General features: G+C 43.6%; 19 protein-coding genes and 3 pseudogenes. 20 read left to right on the top strand and 2 right to left on the bottom strand.

From position 1 onward, the window contains the following. Positions 1-105: 105 nt before the first annotated feature. From NCCP2331_RS03660 to NCCP2331_RS03640, 5 genes and pseudogenes are all read left to right on the top strand, one after another. Positions 106-939 (top strand): lipoate--protein ligase family protein, encoded by an 834-nt coding sequence (locus NCCP2331_RS03660; RefSeq protein ID WP_251668588.1) that lies wholly within the window; start codon positions 106-108, stop codon positions 937-939. A 163-nt stretch (positions 940-1,102) separates the two neighbouring features. After that, positions 1,103-1,918: pseudogene (locus NCCP2331_RS03655) on the top strand (ribonucleotide reductase N-terminal alpha domain-containing protein); the annotation flags it as partial. A 278-nt stretch (positions 1,919-2,196) separates the two neighbouring features. Further along, positions 2,197-2,862, top strand: a pseudogene (locus tag NCCP2331_RS03650) (vitamin B12-dependent ribonucleotide reductase); the annotation flags it as partial. Positions 2,863-2,952: 90 nt separating this feature from the next. Continuing rightward, complete coding sequence (locus NCCP2331_RS03645; protein ID WP_251668586.1) at positions 2,953-3,438, top strand: HNH endonuclease; 486 nt, start codon at positions 2,953-2,955, stop codon at positions 3,436-3,438. Between the two features lie 203 nt (positions 3,439-3,641). After that, positions 3,642-4,760, top strand: a pseudogene (locus tag NCCP2331_RS03640) (vitamin B12-dependent ribonucleotide reductase); the annotation flags it as partial. Between the two features lie 68 nt (positions 4,761-4,828). Here NCCP2331_RS03640 and NCCP2331_RS03635 read toward each other — a convergent pair. Together NCCP2331_RS03635 and NCCP2331_RS03630 are read right to left on the bottom strand one after the other, a co-directional pair. Continuing rightward, positions 4,829-6,034, bottom strand: coding sequence for an MFS transporter (locus NCCP2331_RS03635; protein ID WP_251668584.1), 1,206 nt, complete (start codon positions 6,032-6,034; stop codon positions 4,829-4,831). Positions 6,035-6,284: 250 nt separating this feature from the next. Then, a complete protein-coding gene (locus NCCP2331_RS03630; protein WP_251668582.1) occupies positions 6,285-7,280 on the bottom strand; it encodes a DUF1385 domain-containing protein in 996 nt (331 codons plus the stop codon). A 122-nt stretch (positions 7,281-7,402) separates the two neighbouring features. On the opposite strand from NCCP2331_RS03630, the gene NCCP2331_RS03625 reads away from it, so the two are divergent. The 15 genes from NCCP2331_RS03625 to folD all read left to right on the top strand — a co-directional run bounded on the left by NCCP2331_RS03625 (position 7,403) and on the right by folD (position 17,544). After that, the gene (locus NCCP2331_RS03625; RefSeq protein ID WP_251668579.1) at positions 7,403-7,828 is read left to right on the top strand and encodes a hypothetical protein; all 426 of its coding nucleotides are present in this window, start codon (positions 7,403-7,405) and stop codon (positions 7,826-7,828) included. Between the two features lie 71 nt (positions 7,829-7,899). Then, positions 7,900-8,346: a type II 3-dehydroquinate dehydratase gene (aroQ, locus tag NCCP2331_RS03620; RefSeq protein ID WP_251668577.1), complete on the top strand. Its 447-nt coding sequence runs from the start codon at positions 7,900-7,902 to the stop codon at positions 8,344-8,346. Further along, positions 8,343-9,401, top strand: a complete 1,059-nt coding sequence (locus tag NCCP2331_RS03615) for a M24 family metallopeptidase (protein WP_251668574.1) — start codon at positions 8,343-8,345, stop codon at positions 9,399-9,401. Before aroQ ends, NCCP2331_RS03615 begins: the two co-directional genes overlap by 4 nt. A gap of 21 nt (positions 9,402-9,422) precedes the next feature. Beyond that, positions 9,423-9,980, top strand: a complete 558-nt coding sequence (gene efp / locus NCCP2331_RS03610) for an elongation factor P (RefSeq protein WP_153722360.1) — start codon at positions 9,423-9,425, stop codon at positions 9,978-9,980. A 102-nt stretch (positions 9,981-10,082) separates the two neighbouring features. Beyond that, positions 10,083-10,292: a hypothetical protein gene (locus NCCP2331_RS03605; protein WP_029054553.1), complete on the top strand. Its 210-nt coding sequence runs from the start codon at positions 10,083-10,085 to the stop codon at positions 10,290-10,292. Beyond that, positions 10,292-10,669 carry a stage III sporulation AC/AD family protein gene (locus NCCP2331_RS03600; RefSeq protein ID WP_153722361.1) on the top strand — a complete coding sequence of 126 codons (378 nt, stop codon included), beginning with the start codon at positions 10,292-10,294 and terminating at the stop codon, positions 10,667-10,669. The genes NCCP2331_RS03605 and NCCP2331_RS03600 overlap by 1 nt, the downstream gene beginning before the upstream one ends. A 36-nt stretch (positions 10,670-10,705) precedes the next feature. Continuing rightward, positions 10,706-11,605: a stage III sporulation protein AE gene (locus NCCP2331_RS03595; protein ID WP_153722362.1), complete on the top strand. Its 900-nt coding sequence runs from the start codon at positions 10,706-10,708 to the stop codon at positions 11,603-11,605. Between the two features lie 9 nt (positions 11,606-11,614). Continuing rightward, positions 11,615-11,779 (top strand): hypothetical protein, encoded by a 165-nt coding sequence (locus tag NCCP2331_RS03590; protein ID WP_153722363.1) that lies wholly within the window; start codon positions 11,615-11,617, stop codon positions 11,777-11,779. A gap of 67 nt (positions 11,780-11,846) precedes the next feature. Further along, the gene (locus NCCP2331_RS03585; protein WP_251668572.1) at positions 11,847-12,272 is read left to right on the top strand and encodes a hypothetical protein; all 426 of its coding nucleotides are present in this window, start codon (positions 11,847-11,849) and stop codon (positions 12,270-12,272) included. Continuing rightward, the gene (locus tag NCCP2331_RS03580) at positions 12,259-12,810 is read left to right on the top strand and encodes a SpoIIIAH-like family protein (RefSeq protein WP_153722365.1); all 552 of its coding nucleotides are present in this window, start codon (positions 12,259-12,261) and stop codon (positions 12,808-12,810) included. Before NCCP2331_RS03585 ends, NCCP2331_RS03580 begins: the two co-directional genes overlap by 14 nt. Before the next feature lie 960 nt (positions 12,811-13,770). Then, complete coding sequence (gene accB, locus NCCP2331_RS03575) at positions 13,771-14,265, top strand: acetyl-CoA carboxylase biotin carboxyl carrier protein (protein ID WP_153722366.1); 495 nt, start codon at positions 13,771-13,773, stop codon at positions 14,263-14,265. 13 nt (positions 14,266-14,278) lie between these two features. Beyond that, positions 14,279-15,625 carry an acetyl-CoA carboxylase biotin carboxylase subunit gene (gene accC / locus NCCP2331_RS03570; RefSeq protein WP_153722367.1) on the top strand — a complete coding sequence of 449 codons (1,347 nt, stop codon included), beginning with the start codon at positions 14,279-14,281 and terminating at the stop codon, positions 15,623-15,625. Between the two features lie 16 nt (positions 15,626-15,641). Further along, entirely contained in the window at positions 15,642-16,028 is a 387-nt protein-coding gene (locus NCCP2331_RS03565; protein ID WP_153722368.1) for an Asp23/Gls24 family envelope stress response protein, read from the top strand. Positions 16,029-16,260: 232 nt separating this feature from the next. Next, positions 16,261-16,635, top strand: a complete 375-nt coding sequence (gene nusB, locus NCCP2331_RS03560; protein WP_153722369.1) for a transcription antitermination factor NusB — start codon at positions 16,261-16,263, stop codon at positions 16,633-16,635. A 42-nt stretch (positions 16,636-16,677) separates the two neighbouring features. Continuing rightward, positions 16,678-17,544 carry a bifunctional methylenetetrahydrofolate dehydrogenase/methenyltetrahydrofolate cyclohydrolase FolD gene (gene folD / locus NCCP2331_RS03555; protein WP_251668570.1) on the top strand — a complete coding sequence of 289 codons (867 nt, stop codon included), beginning with the start codon at positions 16,678-16,680 and terminating at the stop codon, positions 17,542-17,544. Positions 17,545-17,604: the final 60 nt, after the last annotated feature.

The raw sequence follows: 17,604 nt of genomic DNA, 5'->3' as shown, positions 1-17,604 counted from the left end.
CTAGCATCAGTTCAATCGGAATGTTAAAATGTAATGCGTTATTGTTTTTTTCGTTCACGATTTCATATAGCATAAATGAAATATGACACATTAAGGAGAATGAATATGACAAAAGCGGTTTGGCACTACGTAGATTCAGGGAAATGTACCCCGTCTTTCAATATGGCGCTTGACGAGGCGCTTCTTGATTTACATAGCCGCGGTGAAATCGGCCCGGTTCTGCGTTTTTATGAATGGTCACCTCCTACCTTATCGATCGGATATTTTCAGCGCATCGAAAAAGATATCGATATGGAGAAAGTTAAAGAGCTCGGTCTGGGCTTTGTCCGAAGACCGACTGGCGGCAGAGGTGTTCTGCATGAACATGAATTGACTTACAGTGTCATTGTCAGCGAGCAGTATCCCGATATGCCTGATTCTGTCACAGAAGCATACCGTGTAATTTCAGGCGGCTTATTGCAGGGATTCCGCAATTTAGGCTTGCAGGCAGAGTTCTCGATACCGGATGAAGAAGTGACAGATCAGCTGAGACGTCCGAAAAGCGGAGTCTGTTTTGATGCGCCGAGCTGGTATGAATTGGTCGTAGAAGGCAAGAAAGTTGCAGGCAGTGCGCAGACACGTCAAAAAGGTGTTATTTTACAGCATGGCGCGATATTAATGAGTTTAGACGTGGATAAACTGACTTCGATCTTTACTTATTCATCTCCGGAACTGAAAGAACGTGTACGCAGAACGCTGCCGGACCGTGCGATTGCGATCGATCGCCTGACAGACCGGGAAATTACGGTCGATGAATGCAAGACCGCATTTTCGCAAGGCTTCGAGAGTGCTCTTGATATTTCATTGGAACCTCTCGAATTAACGGTGGAACAGATGAATCTGGTGCGCAGAATTGAAAAAGAAAAATATGCGAATGATGACTGGAATTTCAAAAAGTAATGTTAGCTCTTTTGTGCTATTTTTTTAACTGAAATGTTGCTGCATCAACTTTTTGAAATTTCAAGAGAAAAATAGCTCATTGACAAAAGTTCTATATGTAGTAGATTTATTTATAACGAGAACACAATATATGGTGTTCTGAAGGATACAAGGAGGATGTTATATGGTAACGATCTCTAAACAGGGTGAACCATTTTTGAACAAACAGCAGTTGAATGAGGACATATCAAAGTTTCCGCAAGTACATCCGACTACAGATGATATGAAGCTGACACACAGCGGGGTATCACGTCTGGTGATGATCGACCGTTATTCATTTAAGGATACGGAAAAGAAAACGCTGAAAGAAGGAGATTTCGTCGTACTGACTGTGCGCGAAGATCCTAAATTTCCGGCACGCGGTTTAGGTTATATTGTGAAATTGGACAAGGCTGAAGGGAAAGCAGACATCTGGATCGAAGAAGAGTTCAGATCTTCTATTGATGATGCAGAAGAGCAGCAGCGCGGCACAATTACACGGCCATTGGATGTATTGGAAAAGCCGCTCGAAGTGTTTTATGAACAGATTGCGATGCGTAACGCGACAGGGCTTGCTTCTGTAGAGAAAACGGAAGATCAAAGAACTCGGTCATACGACATGTTCTATGACCAGCTTCGATCTCTGAATTTCATTCCGGCGGGACGAGTTCTGTACGGAGCAGGTTCGGATACGGACGTAACTTTCTTCAACTGCTACGTCATGCCGTTTGTGCCTGATTCCCGTGAAGGAATTTCCGATCACCGCAAGCAAGTGATGGAGATCATGAGCCGCGGCGGCGGTGTTGGCACAAATGGTTCCACATTGCGTCCGCGCAACACACTCGCACGCGGAGTAAACGGCAAATCATCCGGTTCAGTTTCCTGGCTGGATGATATTGCGAAATTAACACATCTTGTGGAACAGGGCGGGTCAAGACGTGGTAAAAAGAAGTGCCTCGTCTATAAACTAACCTCGTGAATTGCTGGAAACTCTTTTATGACTTGTTGGCTACAACGTGACCGGAAACGGTGAACGTGAATGCTTGAAAACAACAAGTGGTTAAAGACAATCAGCAGCCAAGCCTCTAAGACAATTGTTATGAGGAAGGTTCAACGACCATCGAAAGCATGCAGAAGCAGAAGCGAGTAGAGTAGGGTTCAAGCGAACTCGAAGTGCGAGGACACCATGAAGGTGTAAGATATGGTCTGAACTCTATGGCGACATAGAGAGTTGATCAAGCGAATCAACGCAACGAAATGGCTCAAATGATTATGTTGTCCAACTGGCACCCCGACATCTGCGAATTCATCATTTCCAAGATGCAGAATCCGCGAATTTTGCGGTATTTGATCGAAAACACAGAAGAAGAGTTAATTAAGAAACTTGCGAATGAAAAATTGAATTTCAAGCCACTGACAGCGCAAGAAGAAGCGATGTATCAAGGGATTATGAATTATAAACACATCGCCGGCCAAGGCGGTTTCAATCCTGCCATTATTCGTGATGCAGAGCTGAAGCTTCAGGATGGCGGAACGTACTCCGTTCATAATCCTGAATTCCTGACAGGTGCAAATATTTCAGTGACATTGACGGATGATTTTATGAAAGCTGTAGAAGAAGATGCTGATTATGATCTTCGTTTCCCGGCTGTAGAAAATTATTCACCTAAAGAAATGAAGCATTATAATGAGCAGTGGCATGAAGTTGGCGATGTACGCGAATGGGAGCGTCTTGGTCACGAAGTTCGTGTCTACCGTACTATTAAAGCCCGCGCATTATGGGATCTGATCAATATTTGTGCAACATACTCCGCGGAACCGGGCATTTTCTTTATAGATAATGCGAATGATGAAACGAATGCAAAAGCGTATGGACAGCAAGTTGTAGCAACCAATCCGTGTGGTGGAATTCGCCTCACGTTAAAAATTGCGGGATGAAGCGGGAAAGCTGAGAAACAGTATAATTAAATTAAAAATTAAATTGACGAGGGGTCTATGAAAAAAATATGTAAAGCGTGTGGTGTTACTAAATCTGTTAATGAATTCGAAAAACGAAAAGATAGCAGAGATGGATATAGGCAACAATGTAAGGTATGTAAGAAGAGCCACTCGACTTATTCTAAAGCTAAGTGGGCTGAAAACGATCATATATCTTTTTGGAGAGTTAGATCATACAGTCTTAACAACGCCAAGGGAAGAAGGACTGGAATTGCTGCAGAAGTAATTATCAACTCTAAGCCAATTTCAGGAGTGGAATTAAAGTTACTCTATGATACGGATCCACATTGCCAATATTGCAAAATACCACTAAAACGCGAAAACATTGTATTTGATCATAAGCAACCTCTTTCTAGAGAAGGAAGACATGAAATTAATAATATTTCAATTTCCTGTAGTGATTGTAATAATTTAAAAGGGATTAGAAATATGGAAGAATTTCATGAGTTTCTTCTCGAATATGTAAGTAGATTTTCAAATTAATTATACTTGCCAATCCGAACCGAAGGCCAGAAGTAAAGTTTTGGTCAGGGGCAACGCATACCTGGTGATCCTGTTGATACAACAGACTATAACCCAGGCACGAGACCGCAACACTGTAATAAATGCAGTGAAAATGTATGCTGAACTTACAGAAATTGAACTGTAAGAACTAAGGGATAAAAAGCCTTTAGGATAACAAATTGGAACAACCACTCGCACCATATTCCGTCTGCAATTTAGCAGCGGTCAACCTCGCTGAAATGGCGGATAAAGAAACAAAAACTGTGAACTTCAATAAACTAAAAGAAACAGTAAAAACCGGCGTACGCATGCAGGATAACGTAATCGATGCTACTCCGTATTTCCTGGAAGATAACAAAGTGCAGGCTCTCGGTGAACGCCGTGTAGGACTTGGTGTGATGGGGCTTGCCGATCTGCACATTTATTGTGAAAAAGAATACGGATCTCCTGAAGGCAATCAATTGGTCGATGAAGTATTTGAAGCTATTGCGACAACAGCTTACCGCGAATCAATTGAATTGGCGAAAGAAAAAGGAAGTTTCCCGTTCTTGATTGGTAAGACAGACGAAGAAACAAAAGCATTGCGTCATGCATTTATTAATACTGGTTTCATGAAACGTATGCCTGAAGATATTCGGGAAGCGATACTTGAACACGGTATTAGAAACTCTCATCTACTGACTGTTGCTCCAACGGGATCTACTGGAACAATGGTAGGAGTTTCCACAGGTCTTGAACCTTATTTCTCCTTTACGTATTACCGCAGCGGACGTCTCGGTAAATTTATCGAAGTGAAAGCGGAAATCGTGGAAGAGTATTTGCAGAGCAATCCAGACGCAGATCCGGATAACTTGCCGAAATGGTTTATTTCATCTATGGAGCTCGCACCGGAAGCACATGCTGATGTGCAGTGCATCATCCAGCGCTGGATTGACAGCTCCATCTCTAAAACGGTTAACGCGCCAAGAGGCTATACCGTTAAGCAGGTGGAGAGCGTTTATGAAAGACTGTATAAAGGCGGAGCAAAAGGCGGCACAGTTTACGTAGACGGCAGCCGTGATTCGCAGGTTCTGACTCTGAAAGCGGAAGATAATATTCCGGATACAGAAGAAGCGGTAGAAGTAATGGAACAGCCAAAAGTCGTGCTCGTCAACACGATTCAGGCATTGCGTTCAACAAACGTTACGATCGGTTCTGAAGTAGGCGATACATGTCCGGTCTGCCGACAAGGTACGGTAGAAGAAATCGGCGGATGTAATACATGTACAAACTGCCAGGCGCAATTAAAATGCGGATTATAAAAAGTGCAATTTAAATAACGAAAAGCCGTATGAGAGTGAACGTCACATCTCATACGGCTTTTTACCGTTTATTCAGCTGTAATCATAAAATCCCGGCGTCGGATGACTGCATAGACAGCTCCGGCAGCCAACAAAGCAGCGGCTAAGATAAATGTGATTCGTATGTCCATCATCTCCGCCACCGCCCCGAAGCCAAGTGAGGAAATACCAAATAACAAGGAAATTACAGCGCTTTGCACTGCATAAATTTTAGGGAGTTCTTCAACTGTTGCTGATTTTTGGAGCAATGTCTCACTTACAATGCTTTTCACTTGCTGGACAACCCCATTTAGTATGACGATTATGATTGAAATCCAGGGTATAGCCGTCAGTCCAAAAAGAAGCGTAACCATACTAATGCCGAATGAAAATAAAATCAGCAATTGTCTAAGATTACTCTCAATCCTAGCTGCGTATCGTGAACAAATGATACCGCCAATAATCATGCCAGCAAAAAACGCAGTATTGATGTAGCCCCACCAAGCTTCTGTCTGATTCAGCACTTCCGCCACAAAAATATATAGAATAGAAGCAATCCAAACCACGTTAGCAATCGCCTCGAACACTATAATTACATGCAGACTTCTGAAAAGCGGGTTTTTCCAAATGATTTTCCAGCCTTCAGTCAGCTCACCGCTTTGTTTTCCATTAGTAGCCTTTCGATGAAAAGGTACTGGATCCAAAATCCCGAACATCATGAAAGTGGATATGATATAAAAGCCCAGCGTACTCAAAATCACGAGCTTCCCGCCAGCCAATGCAACGAAAATACCGCCGAGAGCCCAGCCGCCTAAATTCACTGTTTCAGAAACAATGGAAAAGAAGCTGTTTGCTTTCACGAGCTGTTCTTTTTGAACAATCCGCGGCAGCATAGCATGACTTGCAGGCGCTGCCCAGCCATCCAGAAAGGCAATGGCACCTACAAAAAACAAAATAACGAAAACAATCAGTTTAGCTTCAGTCATCAAAAAAAGGACCAGAAAGCTTAGCAAAACGGTCTTGCCTGTCTGTGAATAAACTAACAGCCTTTTTAACGGATAACGATTCAGCAGCCATGGGGAAATGATTCCGCTTATAAACCGGCCAAACATATTGATGAAAGGCACTAAAGCTAAAATAAATGGTGACTCAGTCTGAATGTACAAGATAGAAATAATCCCTACGATATAAAAAACATCGCCAAGATTAGCCAGAGACTGACCTAACCAAAGAAAACGAAACGATTTATTCTTCATTCTTACTACCCCTTTTAAATTAAATTGTAATCAATTTTATTAGGGTAGTTTTACACTCGTATAATACCTCCTCTACACTGAAACAGCTCAATACAATAAAAAAGATGGATCATGCATGGTATACATAAAGCTTCAAGCAAGGCAGTAAGAATGAAAATATATCTGAATTTAGTTAATAGTATCATATCAGTCTCCGTAAAATCAAAACACCCCGTAAGTCAGTTGACTGACTTGCGGGGTGTTATTTTCATTAAGACAGCATCGACACAGGTTTCTGTTCGTCTGCTGATTCTGTTTCTACTGCAACTTCTTTATTCAGGACACCGACACCGTGCTCTTCAATTTCCAATAATTTCTCAAAGGAAGCAATTGCCACTTCCACCTGCTTGTCATCCGGTTCTTTTGTAGTCAGCAGCTGCAGCCAAAGACCGGGGTAGCCTAAATAACGAAGTACCGGCACATTTCGGACCGAGTTCGTCAGCTGAAGCACTTCAAATGAAATGCCGAGAACTACAGGAATTAAGAGTATCCGGTTCACTACGCGCAGCCAGAGCGGATCAGTCGGCACGAGGAAGTAGATAAACATTCCGACAATGACGGTGAACAATAGGAAACTGCTGCCGCACCGGTAGTGTAAACGGGATTGGGACTGGACATTTTCTACGGTCATTTCTAAGTTGTTCTCATAATTGTTGATAACTTTATGTTCTGCGCCATGATACTGAAATACGCGTTTGATCAGAGGCGTCATCGAAATCAGGCCAATATACGTCAGCAGCAGAGTCAGTTTAAAGAAACTCTCCAGCATAATCTGGGCGGTCTTTCCGGGAGCCACTGATTGAAATAACTCCGCCAGGAAAACAGGTACTAACGTGAAGACGAATTTACTGAATAAAAAGGTCAGCACGCCGACTGCGGCCACGCCGAGAATCATCACTAATTTTGATGTTTCTTCTTCTGTCTGCTGCTCATCTTCCTCACCTGGCATCACATCATACCGGTCACTTGCAAAGGTTAAATGCCTGGAACCGTTCCCGGCCGATTCAATCAAGGCCACAATGCCCCGGATTAAAGGAATTTTTTTCAGTTTTTGCCTCACCGGATGCTGTTCTCTTGGTACATGAAAATACTCAATGGAATCATCTTTCCTGCGAATAGCAGTAACGGTATCTTGTTTTCCGCCGAACATGACTCCTTCTATAAGCGCCTGTCCTCCGTATGCAGGAGGAGTTTTGGATTCACTCATTACATACCCACACTTTCTTTCGTTAGTAACGATATCACTAGTGTACTAAAAAATCGGACAATGCACCATTCAGATGTTTAAAAAAATCCAAAAAAACTCACACTGTCAGGGGAGGGATCACTATGCGCATTACCACGACGCACGTTCTCACAGCTTTAATGGCCGCTGTACTGTCTGTTTTCTCAATGAAATTTCTGCAAGTCTTCAAATTCATCAAATGGTCACCAATAGGCTGGACGAAGAGGTTCCACCTATTCATTGATTCACCCGAATGGGTAAAATGGCTAATGCTGGGCATCATTTGTTTCGTGCTATTTTTCCTGTTATATATGATTGCACTTTTCACATATAAAATTCCGCCAGTCATTTCCTCACTCGTCTTCACCGCCATAGCCATTTTCGCTGTCGAATGGACGATTTATGTAAAACCCGATATGACAATGGCTCAATTCATCAAAAAACTTTCTATTCCATTTGCCTGTCTGCTTGCCATGATCATCCGATTTGTCATCGGCACGTCCGTTTATGTAAGAAAAACTTTAGGATAATAAATGAAATAGTTTGTCCGGCCTACTCATTGTGCTAAAATAGGAAAGAAAAATGAGTGGGGGGAGATTGGATGGAACTTCTGTTATTGAACGGTCCGAATTTAAACCGTCTCGGCAAAAGGGAACCTGATATATACGGTGCAGAAACACTGGAAGATATTGAAAACAGGATACAGCGCCTGGCTGAAGAAGCGGATGTAACGGTATCTTGTTACCAGTCGAATATTGAAGGGGAACTGATCAACAGGATCCATGATGCAGGTGACAACGAAATTGACGGCATTATCTTTAATCCCGGTGCATTCACGCATTACAGCATTGCGCTGCGGGATGCCATTGCTTCAATTTCTGTTCCCGTCATTGAAGTCCATATCTCAAACATACATACACGTGAAGAATTCCGCCACACTTCCGTCATTGCGCCAGTCGCAGCCGGACAGCTCTGCGGATTCGGAACAGACGGGTATGATCTCGCCTTCCATGCGTTTCTGCTAAAACGAAAGGAGAGAGAATCATGAAGATAGAAAAACTGCGTCAGCTTCTGGAAGAACAACAAGTTGATGCGCTGCTTATCACAAGCCCATACAACCGCCGCTATATGACCCACTTTACAGGGTCAGCGGGAGCCGTGATCATTTCCCGCAATGATGCCGTTTTCATTACGGATTTCCGTTATATGGACCAGGCGAACGAACAGGTTCACGGATTCCGCATTGTTCAGCATACCGGCACGATGATTCAAGAAGTTGCGAATCAAGTAAAAGAAATGAAGATTCGTACACTGGGATTCGAAAAAGAGCATTTGAGCTACAGCCAGTTTGAAATGTACAAGGAGCATACAGAAGCAGAACTTGTTCCTTTAGCCGGCTTAGTTGAAAAGTTGCGTCTGATTAAAACACCCGACGAAATTGAAACACTGAAGCAGGCGGCTGCTATTGCAGATGCTGCGTTCGTCTATATTTGCTCTGTCATCAAAGCAGGAAAAACCGAGCTCGAAATTTCCAATGAATTAGAGTTTTTCATGCGCAGGCAGGGTGCAACATCTTCTTCATTCGATATCATTGTCGCTTCTGGCGAAAGAGGGGCTTTACCGCATGGGGTCGCTTCTGCTAAAGTGATTGAAGATGGTGATTTTGTAACGATGGATTACGGTGCGCTCTATAATGGATATATTTCTGACATCACACGAACCGTGGCAGTCGGACAGCCTTCTGCTAAACTGGCAGAAATATATGATGTGACGCTTAAGGCGCAGGAGCTTGCGGTGGAGAACATCAAGCCGGGTATGACAGGAATCGAAGCAGATAGAATCGCACGGGACTATATCAAGTCAAAAGGCTACGGTGAAGCATTCGGTCATTCGACTGGTCACGGAATCGGAATGGAAGTCCATGAAGCACCCGCGCTGTCGTTCCGTTCTGAGACGGTGTTAGTGCCGAATATGGCAGTAACGGTTGAACCGGGAATTTATCTGCCGGGTATCGGCGGTGTCCGGATCGAAGACGATCTTCTGATCACAGAAACGGGCAATGAACGTTTGACTAAGTCTACAAAAGAGCTTCTAATTTTATAATCGAATAATGGAGGAATACCAATGATTTCAGTAAACGAATTTCGTACAGGATTAACAATTGAATTTGACGGAGATATTTGGCGCGTAATGGAATTCCAGCACGTGAAACCGGGGAAAGGCGCTGCATTCGTACGTTCGAAATTGCGTAATCTTCGTTCAGGAAACGTCCAGGAAAAGACGTTCCGTGCGGGAGAAAAAGTAGAAAAAGCACAAATCGACAACCGCCGCATGCAGTACTTGTATGCAAACGGTGACGAGCATGTATTCATGGACAATGAATCATACGAGCAGCTGGAACTCGCTTCTACACAGCTTGAATATGAATTGAAATTCCTGAAAGAGAATATGGAAGTTCATGTCATCACTTATAAAGACGAAGTACTCGGCGTTGAACTGCCGACTACAGTTGTACTGGAAGTTGCTGAAACAGAGCCGGGCATCAAAGGTGACACGGCGAGCGGCGGATCGAAGCCTGCAAAAATGGAAACAGGCTTGACTGTACAAGTCCCGTTCTTCGTTAACCAGGGTGATCATCTTGTGATCAACACAGATGAAGCGGAATACGTCTCACGCGCCTAATCAACTATACACATCGAACACACGAGAAAACTCTCGTGTGTTTTTTTGTGCATAACGTTTATCTGCTTTTCATAGAGTAGAGCATGGAGGAGGCGTAGCGGGATGGAATTGAACGATTTATTGCGCATCGCCGGAGTCGGGCTGGTCATAGGGGTTCTGCATGTATTCTTTGAACAGACAGGCAAGAAGGAATTTTCATTTTTTCTGTTTTTCCTTGCCTATCTTTACATCTCTATTGAATTATTAATGTTTCTCCGAATATTTTTTACGGAGATCACTGAATTCTTCAGCTGGTTGTCAATGGCAATGTAATGACGGTTATTTTTCAGCTGCTCGTTGTGTATCTGCTGTTACTGCTTCTATCATTTGCAGCGCCTGCTCTGCATCCCATTATGTACACCGCTTTATTCCTGTTGGTCGTCATGTACGTATTCAGCACGGTTTTTATTCCGTTTGCCGTAAACGTATTATCGCTGATGGAAAAGCTGCCTGCTCCTTACGCGACCTTACTACTTGTAAGTGCAGGGTTGTATTATGTAGCCGAGTTGCTGGCACTCCAAATGAAAGATGAAGGGTACGGCGCATTCGCCCAGCTATTCCAGACAGTCATGAAAATTGTCATTCTCACGCTTTGGTTGCCTTCTATTCAAAAAGTCATCGAAACCATTCATGCTCTTATTCCCTGGTGAGCCTGGAATCTATCATAACGAACGGACGAGACGCCGATGCCGGATTTTCTGCAAACTTTACTCGCTGATGTGCTGGGACCGTTTTTTCTACTGATGGTCATGCTGCTCCTGTCACTGCTTATCGATTTCTTTCTTCCGCATTTTCAAAAATGGACGAGATTGCTGCTGCTGATCTTCATTTTATTGCTGCTGCTCGAACCTGCTGCTGACAGCTTTCGGCAAATTCAAGTCATTACACATTCTATTGCTTCCATGTTCCTTGGAATGTATCCGCTAATAGCAGCTATGGTTTTAGCTTCCGGAGCGACGTTTGGAGTCGTGAACTTTCAACCTGCCATGCTGTTGTTTTCACAAGGCGCCGTATTCTTTGCAGAAAAGTTTCTGCTGCCGATTCTTATGACTGCACTTTTACTCGATATCCTGACACGTCTGCAGCCCGAAATCGTACTGACGAAAATGGCTGATTTACTGAGGACTTCCTTACTGGCTGTTGTATCCGCGCTGGTAGCTGCCTATTCCATTTTCATTACAGCGGGCGGCGCGCTGACCTGGACGATGAGCGGTACGCTGAACGAACCGGTAAAGGAGCTCATACGTCAGAATATCCCGTTTATCGGTTCGCTTTTGACCGATACGCTTGGTTCAATCGGCCGCTATTCTTCCGGTGCCACTGCCTATCTGAGTATTTGGATGCTATTTTCTATCTGGACGGTTGCGCTGCTGCCTGCTTTGCGGATTTTAGGTATTGCATTTTTATTCAGATGGACCGCTGCGATCATTGAGCCGTTTTCACAAAGAGAAGTATCTGGATTAGTGGATGACATCGGCCGCACATTATTCGTATTATGTGCAATCTCCTTTCTGCTGTCATTCGCATTTATCTATACAGCGATCTTTATTGTGACATTCATCAAGCTGATGACGATTGGGAAATGAGGAAATGCGGTGTTTCTATTTTTAATCGGCCTCATCCATTTAGTATGGCTGGCGCTGCTCATTCAGTTGCTGACCAGTGCTGAAATGGAAAAGTCCTTTATGCCGCTAATTAAATTAGCAGTCGGCCTCTGGATCCTGCAGTTTTTATTGCAGCTGGTTGGTCATAAGTGGTGAACGCTCTACATAGTATTCAAATGTAGAAATTAATTTCATCAAGTCACGTTGAGATGGTGATGGACACATGCAAAAAACAACGAAAAAATCACAGATCTTGCTAGTCGGTCTCATGTTGATGGTAGGCAGCATATTCTTCATCACCAGCAGTGGAAGCTTAGGAGGGGAAAAGAACAAAAAAGAGGAGAAACGCTTGCTGTCCACATTTGAAGAAACACTGGAACAAATGGAAGGTATAGGTGCAGTAAAGGTCTATTTCCATTATGACGAAAGAGAATTGGAGAATTCATTGGCCGGCTATTTCTCAATGTCTGCTGCTCAGGATAAAAGCCGTTCAGAGTTAAAAGGTCTTCTCGTAGTAGCAGAAGGAGCAGAAGACCCAGCCGTCAGAAACGAGCTTTCACAGCTATTAGCCAATGTACTACAACTGCCGGAACATCGTATTGTCATCGTGGAAATGAAGAAAAGGGGGAGTTATCTTGAAAACAAATAAACGTACAGTATGGTTCTTAACATTACTCAGTCTGGTTGCAGTCATCTCGATCTACTACGTGAAGAAAGAGGCGCCGATGCCGTTTGACGGAATAGCGATCTTCACGAAAGAAACAAAAGACGCAACCAAGCTATTGGAAAAGGAAGGAAAAACAGACGAAGTGAAACCGGTTTTTGCCGAGTCATATATTTTCCAGGACATGAGAATGGAAGTACGCAACGAGCGTAGCGAAATGGTGGAACAGCTAACAACAAAAATGACTTCTTCAGATTATACAGCAGAACAAAAGAATGAAATTTTCAACGAAATTGCAGAGCTGAGAAAAGTCAGTTCAACTGAAGCGTTGATGGAAATGCAGATTGCAGCACTTGGCTATCCGGAAGTATTCGTCCGTACAGAAGAAGATCGTGTGAATGTCACAGTTCTGTCAAATGAAAGCCACTCCACGAAAATGGCGGATGAAATTACTCAGTATGTCATGTCAAGCTGGGATGGTGCACAAACAGTAAAAGTGGATTTTGCTGAGCCGAAACAATAATCGACCAAGCCGGAAGCAATTTAGCTTCCGGCTTTTTTATGCAGGTTTTTACAGAATAATTATGGCTCAACACCAAATTCTGTTCTTGACAACCTGTCACATGTGTATTGCGAAAATCTTGTTGCAGTTTAAACCCGCTTCGGCGCTGGGGGATTGCCTTACGCTGTGAGCCTACTGGCGAAGAACATGCCAGCAGTCTCACAGCAACGGCCGACCCCGCAGTTGCGCCTTCGCTGGTATATGGAATATATGTCATGTTGTTTTTTGGCAGAATAGCACCGCACCTCTCGTAGTAATCTCAAATAGTACGCTCATACTGCCACTCACGCATGAAGTCTTGAAACACCAGCCAGTGTACCGTAGTGGAAGGCAACTTAAGTACGCCGACAGGTGCCTTAATTTCTGCAAAAATCACAGAAATACGACAAAACGAACCCTACGCTGTTCGCTTGGCAACGGTTGCATGACTCACTTCGTGTGAGCCCGCGATTAACCACTCCGGGGAGGATCAGCCTGACAGGTAAGACTACTTGCGGGAGCAAAGCGAGAGCCGTCAAGAAGAACGGCTTTTGCGAGTAAAAGCGAAGCGTTAGGAGCACAACTTTGCACTTCAAGTTGGCTTACCGCGGGCCCTCCGGAACGCGTCCGCCTGGAACGCAGGGAAACGGTATCTTCTCACTTACCATCCTATACTGCGCCATCACAGTCAAATCTCAAACTGCTCATGAAATAAACTGTCAAGCACATGTTTTGATGAAGACCCATAATTATTGTGTAAACTATTATGTCTGACAGGATAACATATAGTCGCGTATAATTATTCATTTTACTAAATTTAGGAATTACAGGATAAATATTCATCCAATAAAGAATTATTTACGATTTTACTATTCCAAATTTATTGCAAAACGTCTATCATAGTAAAGGATAGAAAGAATATAACAGTCAGGAGAATCAGATATGATGAAAATTCAAGAAATTCGCGAAATTATCAAACTGATCGATCAATCATCCATTCAAAAATTCACGTTTGAATCAGACGGCGGGAAAATTAAACTTGAAAAAAATTCCGGGCAAACGCTTACAGCAGTTTCCGAAGCGCCTGCTGCAAAGGCAGCTCCGGCACCACAAGCACCGGCAGCTCCTGCGGCACCTGCTCCGGTACAGGAAGCTCCTCAGCAAGCAGCTCCTGCTGAAGTGGCAGAAGATACATCGCTTCATAAAATCACATCTCCTATGGTCGGTACGTATTATCAGGCTTCTTCACCAGATGTAGCGGCTTATGTTAAAAAAGGTGACAAAGTAACACCTGAGTCAATCGTCTGTATCGTAGAAGCTATGAAATTATTTAATGAAATTGAATCAGAAGTATCCGGGGAAATCGTTGAAGTGTTAGTGCAGGACGGTCAACTTGTGGAATACGGACAACCTTTATTCCTTGTAAAAGAGAACTAAGGGGGAATTCTAAATGAAAAAAGTATTAATCGCAAACCGCGGAGAAATTGCGGTACGGATCATTCGTGCTTGTAAGGAAATGGGCATTGCAACGGTTGCGGTCTATTCTGAAGCCGATCAGGATGCACTGCACGTTCAGCTGGCTGATGAAGCTTATTGCATCGGGCCGCGTCTTTCAACAGACAGTTATCTGAATTTCTCCAACATCATCAGTCTGGCGAAAGCAACGGACTGTGACGGAATTCACCCGGGCTACGGCTTCCTGGCAGAGAACGCAAGCTTTGCAGAATTATGTGAAGAAGTGAACATTGAATTTATAGGTCCTACTTCGGAAGCGATTGCAAAGATGGGAACAAAAGATGTTGCCCGTAATACAATGCAGGATGCAGGCGTTCCAATCGTTCCTGGATCAGATGGAATAGTCGATGATGCAGATCATGCGCTTGAAGTGGCAAGAGGCATCGGTTTCCCTGTTATTATCAAAGCGACAGCAGGCGGCGGCGGTAAAGGAATCCGTGTTGCACGCGACGAAGAAGAACTTGTGAAGGGCGTCAAAATCACCCAAAAAGAAGCAGCTGCTGCTTTTGGCAATCCAGGCGTCTATCTTGAAAAATATATCGAGGTGTTTCGCCACGTAGAAGTACAAGTACTCGCTGATAAATTCGGCAACACGATCCATTTAGGTGAACGTGACTGTTCGATTCAGCGCCGTATGCAGAAACTCGTGGAAGAAGCTCCTTCACCAGCGCTGACTCCTGAGTTGCGCAAGCAAATGGGCGATGCAGCAGTAAAGGCTGCAGAAGCGGTAAATTATCGCGGTGCAGGTACAGTGGAATTCATTTTCGACCATATTAATCAGAAATTCTATTTCATGGAAATGAATACAAGGATCCAAGTTGAGCATCCCGTGACAGAAATGATCACAGGAATTGATTTGATTCAGCAGCAGCTTAAAGTGGCTTCTGGAGAAAAATTATCAATGAAGCAAAAAGATATCAAATTTAACGGGTGGTCCATTGAGTGCCGGATCAACGCGGAAAATCCAGAGAAAAACTTCATGCCGTCACCAGGGCAGGTAACGATGTACTTACCGCCGGGCGGATTTGGCGTACGGGTGGATTCAGCAGTGTATCCGGGTTATGCTATTCCTCCGTTTTACGACTCAATGGTCGCGAAACTGATCGTTCATGCCGATACACGTGAGCAAGCGGTCGCTCGGATGAAACGTGCACTGGATGAATTCGTAGTGGAAGGCGTCCGCACAACGATTCCATTCCATTCCAATTTAATGGATAATGAAGTGTTTCAATCAGGAGATTTTGATACGAAGTTTTTAGAGAAATATGACGTCATGAAATAATTGGAGGAGAATTGTAATGGCTGAAAAAACAAATCCGTCATTTGTCGGGATGACTCCGTCTGGAGATGCCGTGCTTGGACGTGTCCAGCTGGCTCCTGAAGTGCTGGAAGTCATCATCGGCATTGCTGTGACTGAAGTCGGCGGCGTCGTTGCCACTCAAGGTAATTTTGCGACAGGTGTTGCAGAAAAATTGGGTAAAGTGATGTACGGCAAAGGTGTAAAGACCGAGTGGGCAGATGAAGGACTGAAAATCGATGTGTACTGCATTATCGAGTATGGCCATTCCATTCCTACAGTTGCAGCTGAAATTCAGAGGGAAGTGCGTCAGGCAATTTACCACATGACTTCACTCACCACTCACGAAGTAAATGTCCATATTACCGGCATTCAATTCGACGAGTAAACTATACGAAGAAAAACATTATCCTCATTCAGGATAATGTTTTTTTCGTCGAGTTGATTTGAAATGAAACAATAACCTGCGGATGCTCTTTGATCTTATCGATTAACCTTCATCGTTCGAAGATCCCCCACCTTTATAAATCCTTTCAAAATCGCTTGATTCTACTAGTTCTTTTCGTTGTTTTTATGCTATCATTAGTTTTTGAAGATGCGCGGCAGAGGAGACCAGAAATATGAAACGACGAGAAGCACGTGAAAAAGCGATACAAACGCTATTTCAAATGGATAATAGTGAAATGAATGTTGACGAAGCAATCGGATATATAATCGATACACGGTCAGATGCTTTTTATGAACAGCTGGTACGCGGCACAGCTGAGCATATAACAGAAATTGATGAAAAAATCACAAATAACATGGAAAACTGGTCAATCGACAGACTTCCGAAAATCGAACGGACCGTACTGCGTCTTGCAGTTTATGAACTGCTCTACAATGATGAAGTGCCAAACCGAGTCGTTTTAAACGAAGCGATTGAACTTTGCAAAACGTTCGGCGATGAAAAATCAGGTCGCTTTGTGAACGGAGTATTATCAAAATTCAACTGATTGTATGCAATACAAATAACAAAAACGTTTGGTGGGAAAATCATGTCTAGTAAAAAAATCGATGGCAAAGCAATTGGACAAGAAATCCGAAATGAACTGAAAGAACAAGTGGCTTCTTTAGTGAAACAAGGCTGCCAACCTGGATTAGCAGTTATTTTAGTTGGCGAAAACCCAGCATCCCAGACATATGTGAAAAACAAAGAAAAGTCCAGTATAGAAGCAGGTATGAAATCAGAGTTGATTAAGATGCCGGATACGGTTTCTGAAGAAGAACTGTTAAATGAAGTAGAGAAGCTTAATCAGGATGACTCGATTGACGGTATTCTGGTACAACTACCTCTACCAAAACATATTGATGAAAACAAAGTAATCCGCGCCATCAGTCCGGAAAAAGACGTAGACGGTTTTCATCCGATGAATGTCGGGAAAATGCTGATCGGCCAGGAAACATTTCTTCCATGTACACCATACGGCATTATGCAATTGCTGGAACGTTCAGGCATTGAAATTGCCGGTAAGCATGCCGTCATCATCGGAAGAAGTAATATTGTAGGCAAGCCGATGGGACAATTGCTGCTGCAAAAAGACGCTACCGTCACATACTGCCACTCACGTACAAAGGATTTGAAACATTTCACGAAACAGGCAGATATTCTGATTGTGGCAATTGGAATCGCTAAATTCATCACTGGCGATTACATCAAGGAAGGCGCTGTAGTCATCGATGTCGGTATGAACCGCGATGAAAACGGGAAACTTTGCGGTGACGTGGACTATGAGTCGGCAGAACAAACAGCTGGCGCTATAACACCTGTGCCGGGCGGAGTAGGCCCCATGACGATTACGATGCTGCTGAAGAATACCGTGGAGAGTGCAGAAAAAAAACTGAAAGACAACAACAAGAACTAACCGATATTCAATACACTTTACCGGGAGACGCCTGATACAAGGCGCCTCTCTATTCATAAA

It is taken from the genome of Sporosarcina sp. NCCP-2331 (assembly GCF_023707945.1).
Taxonomy (GTDB): domain Bacteria; phylum Bacillota; class Bacilli; order Bacillales_A; family Planococcaceae; genus Sporosarcina; species Sporosarcina cascadiensis.
The sequence above is the reverse complement of the archived record's forward strand: the minus strand, read 5'-3'. Positions and strand labels throughout refer to the sequence as shown.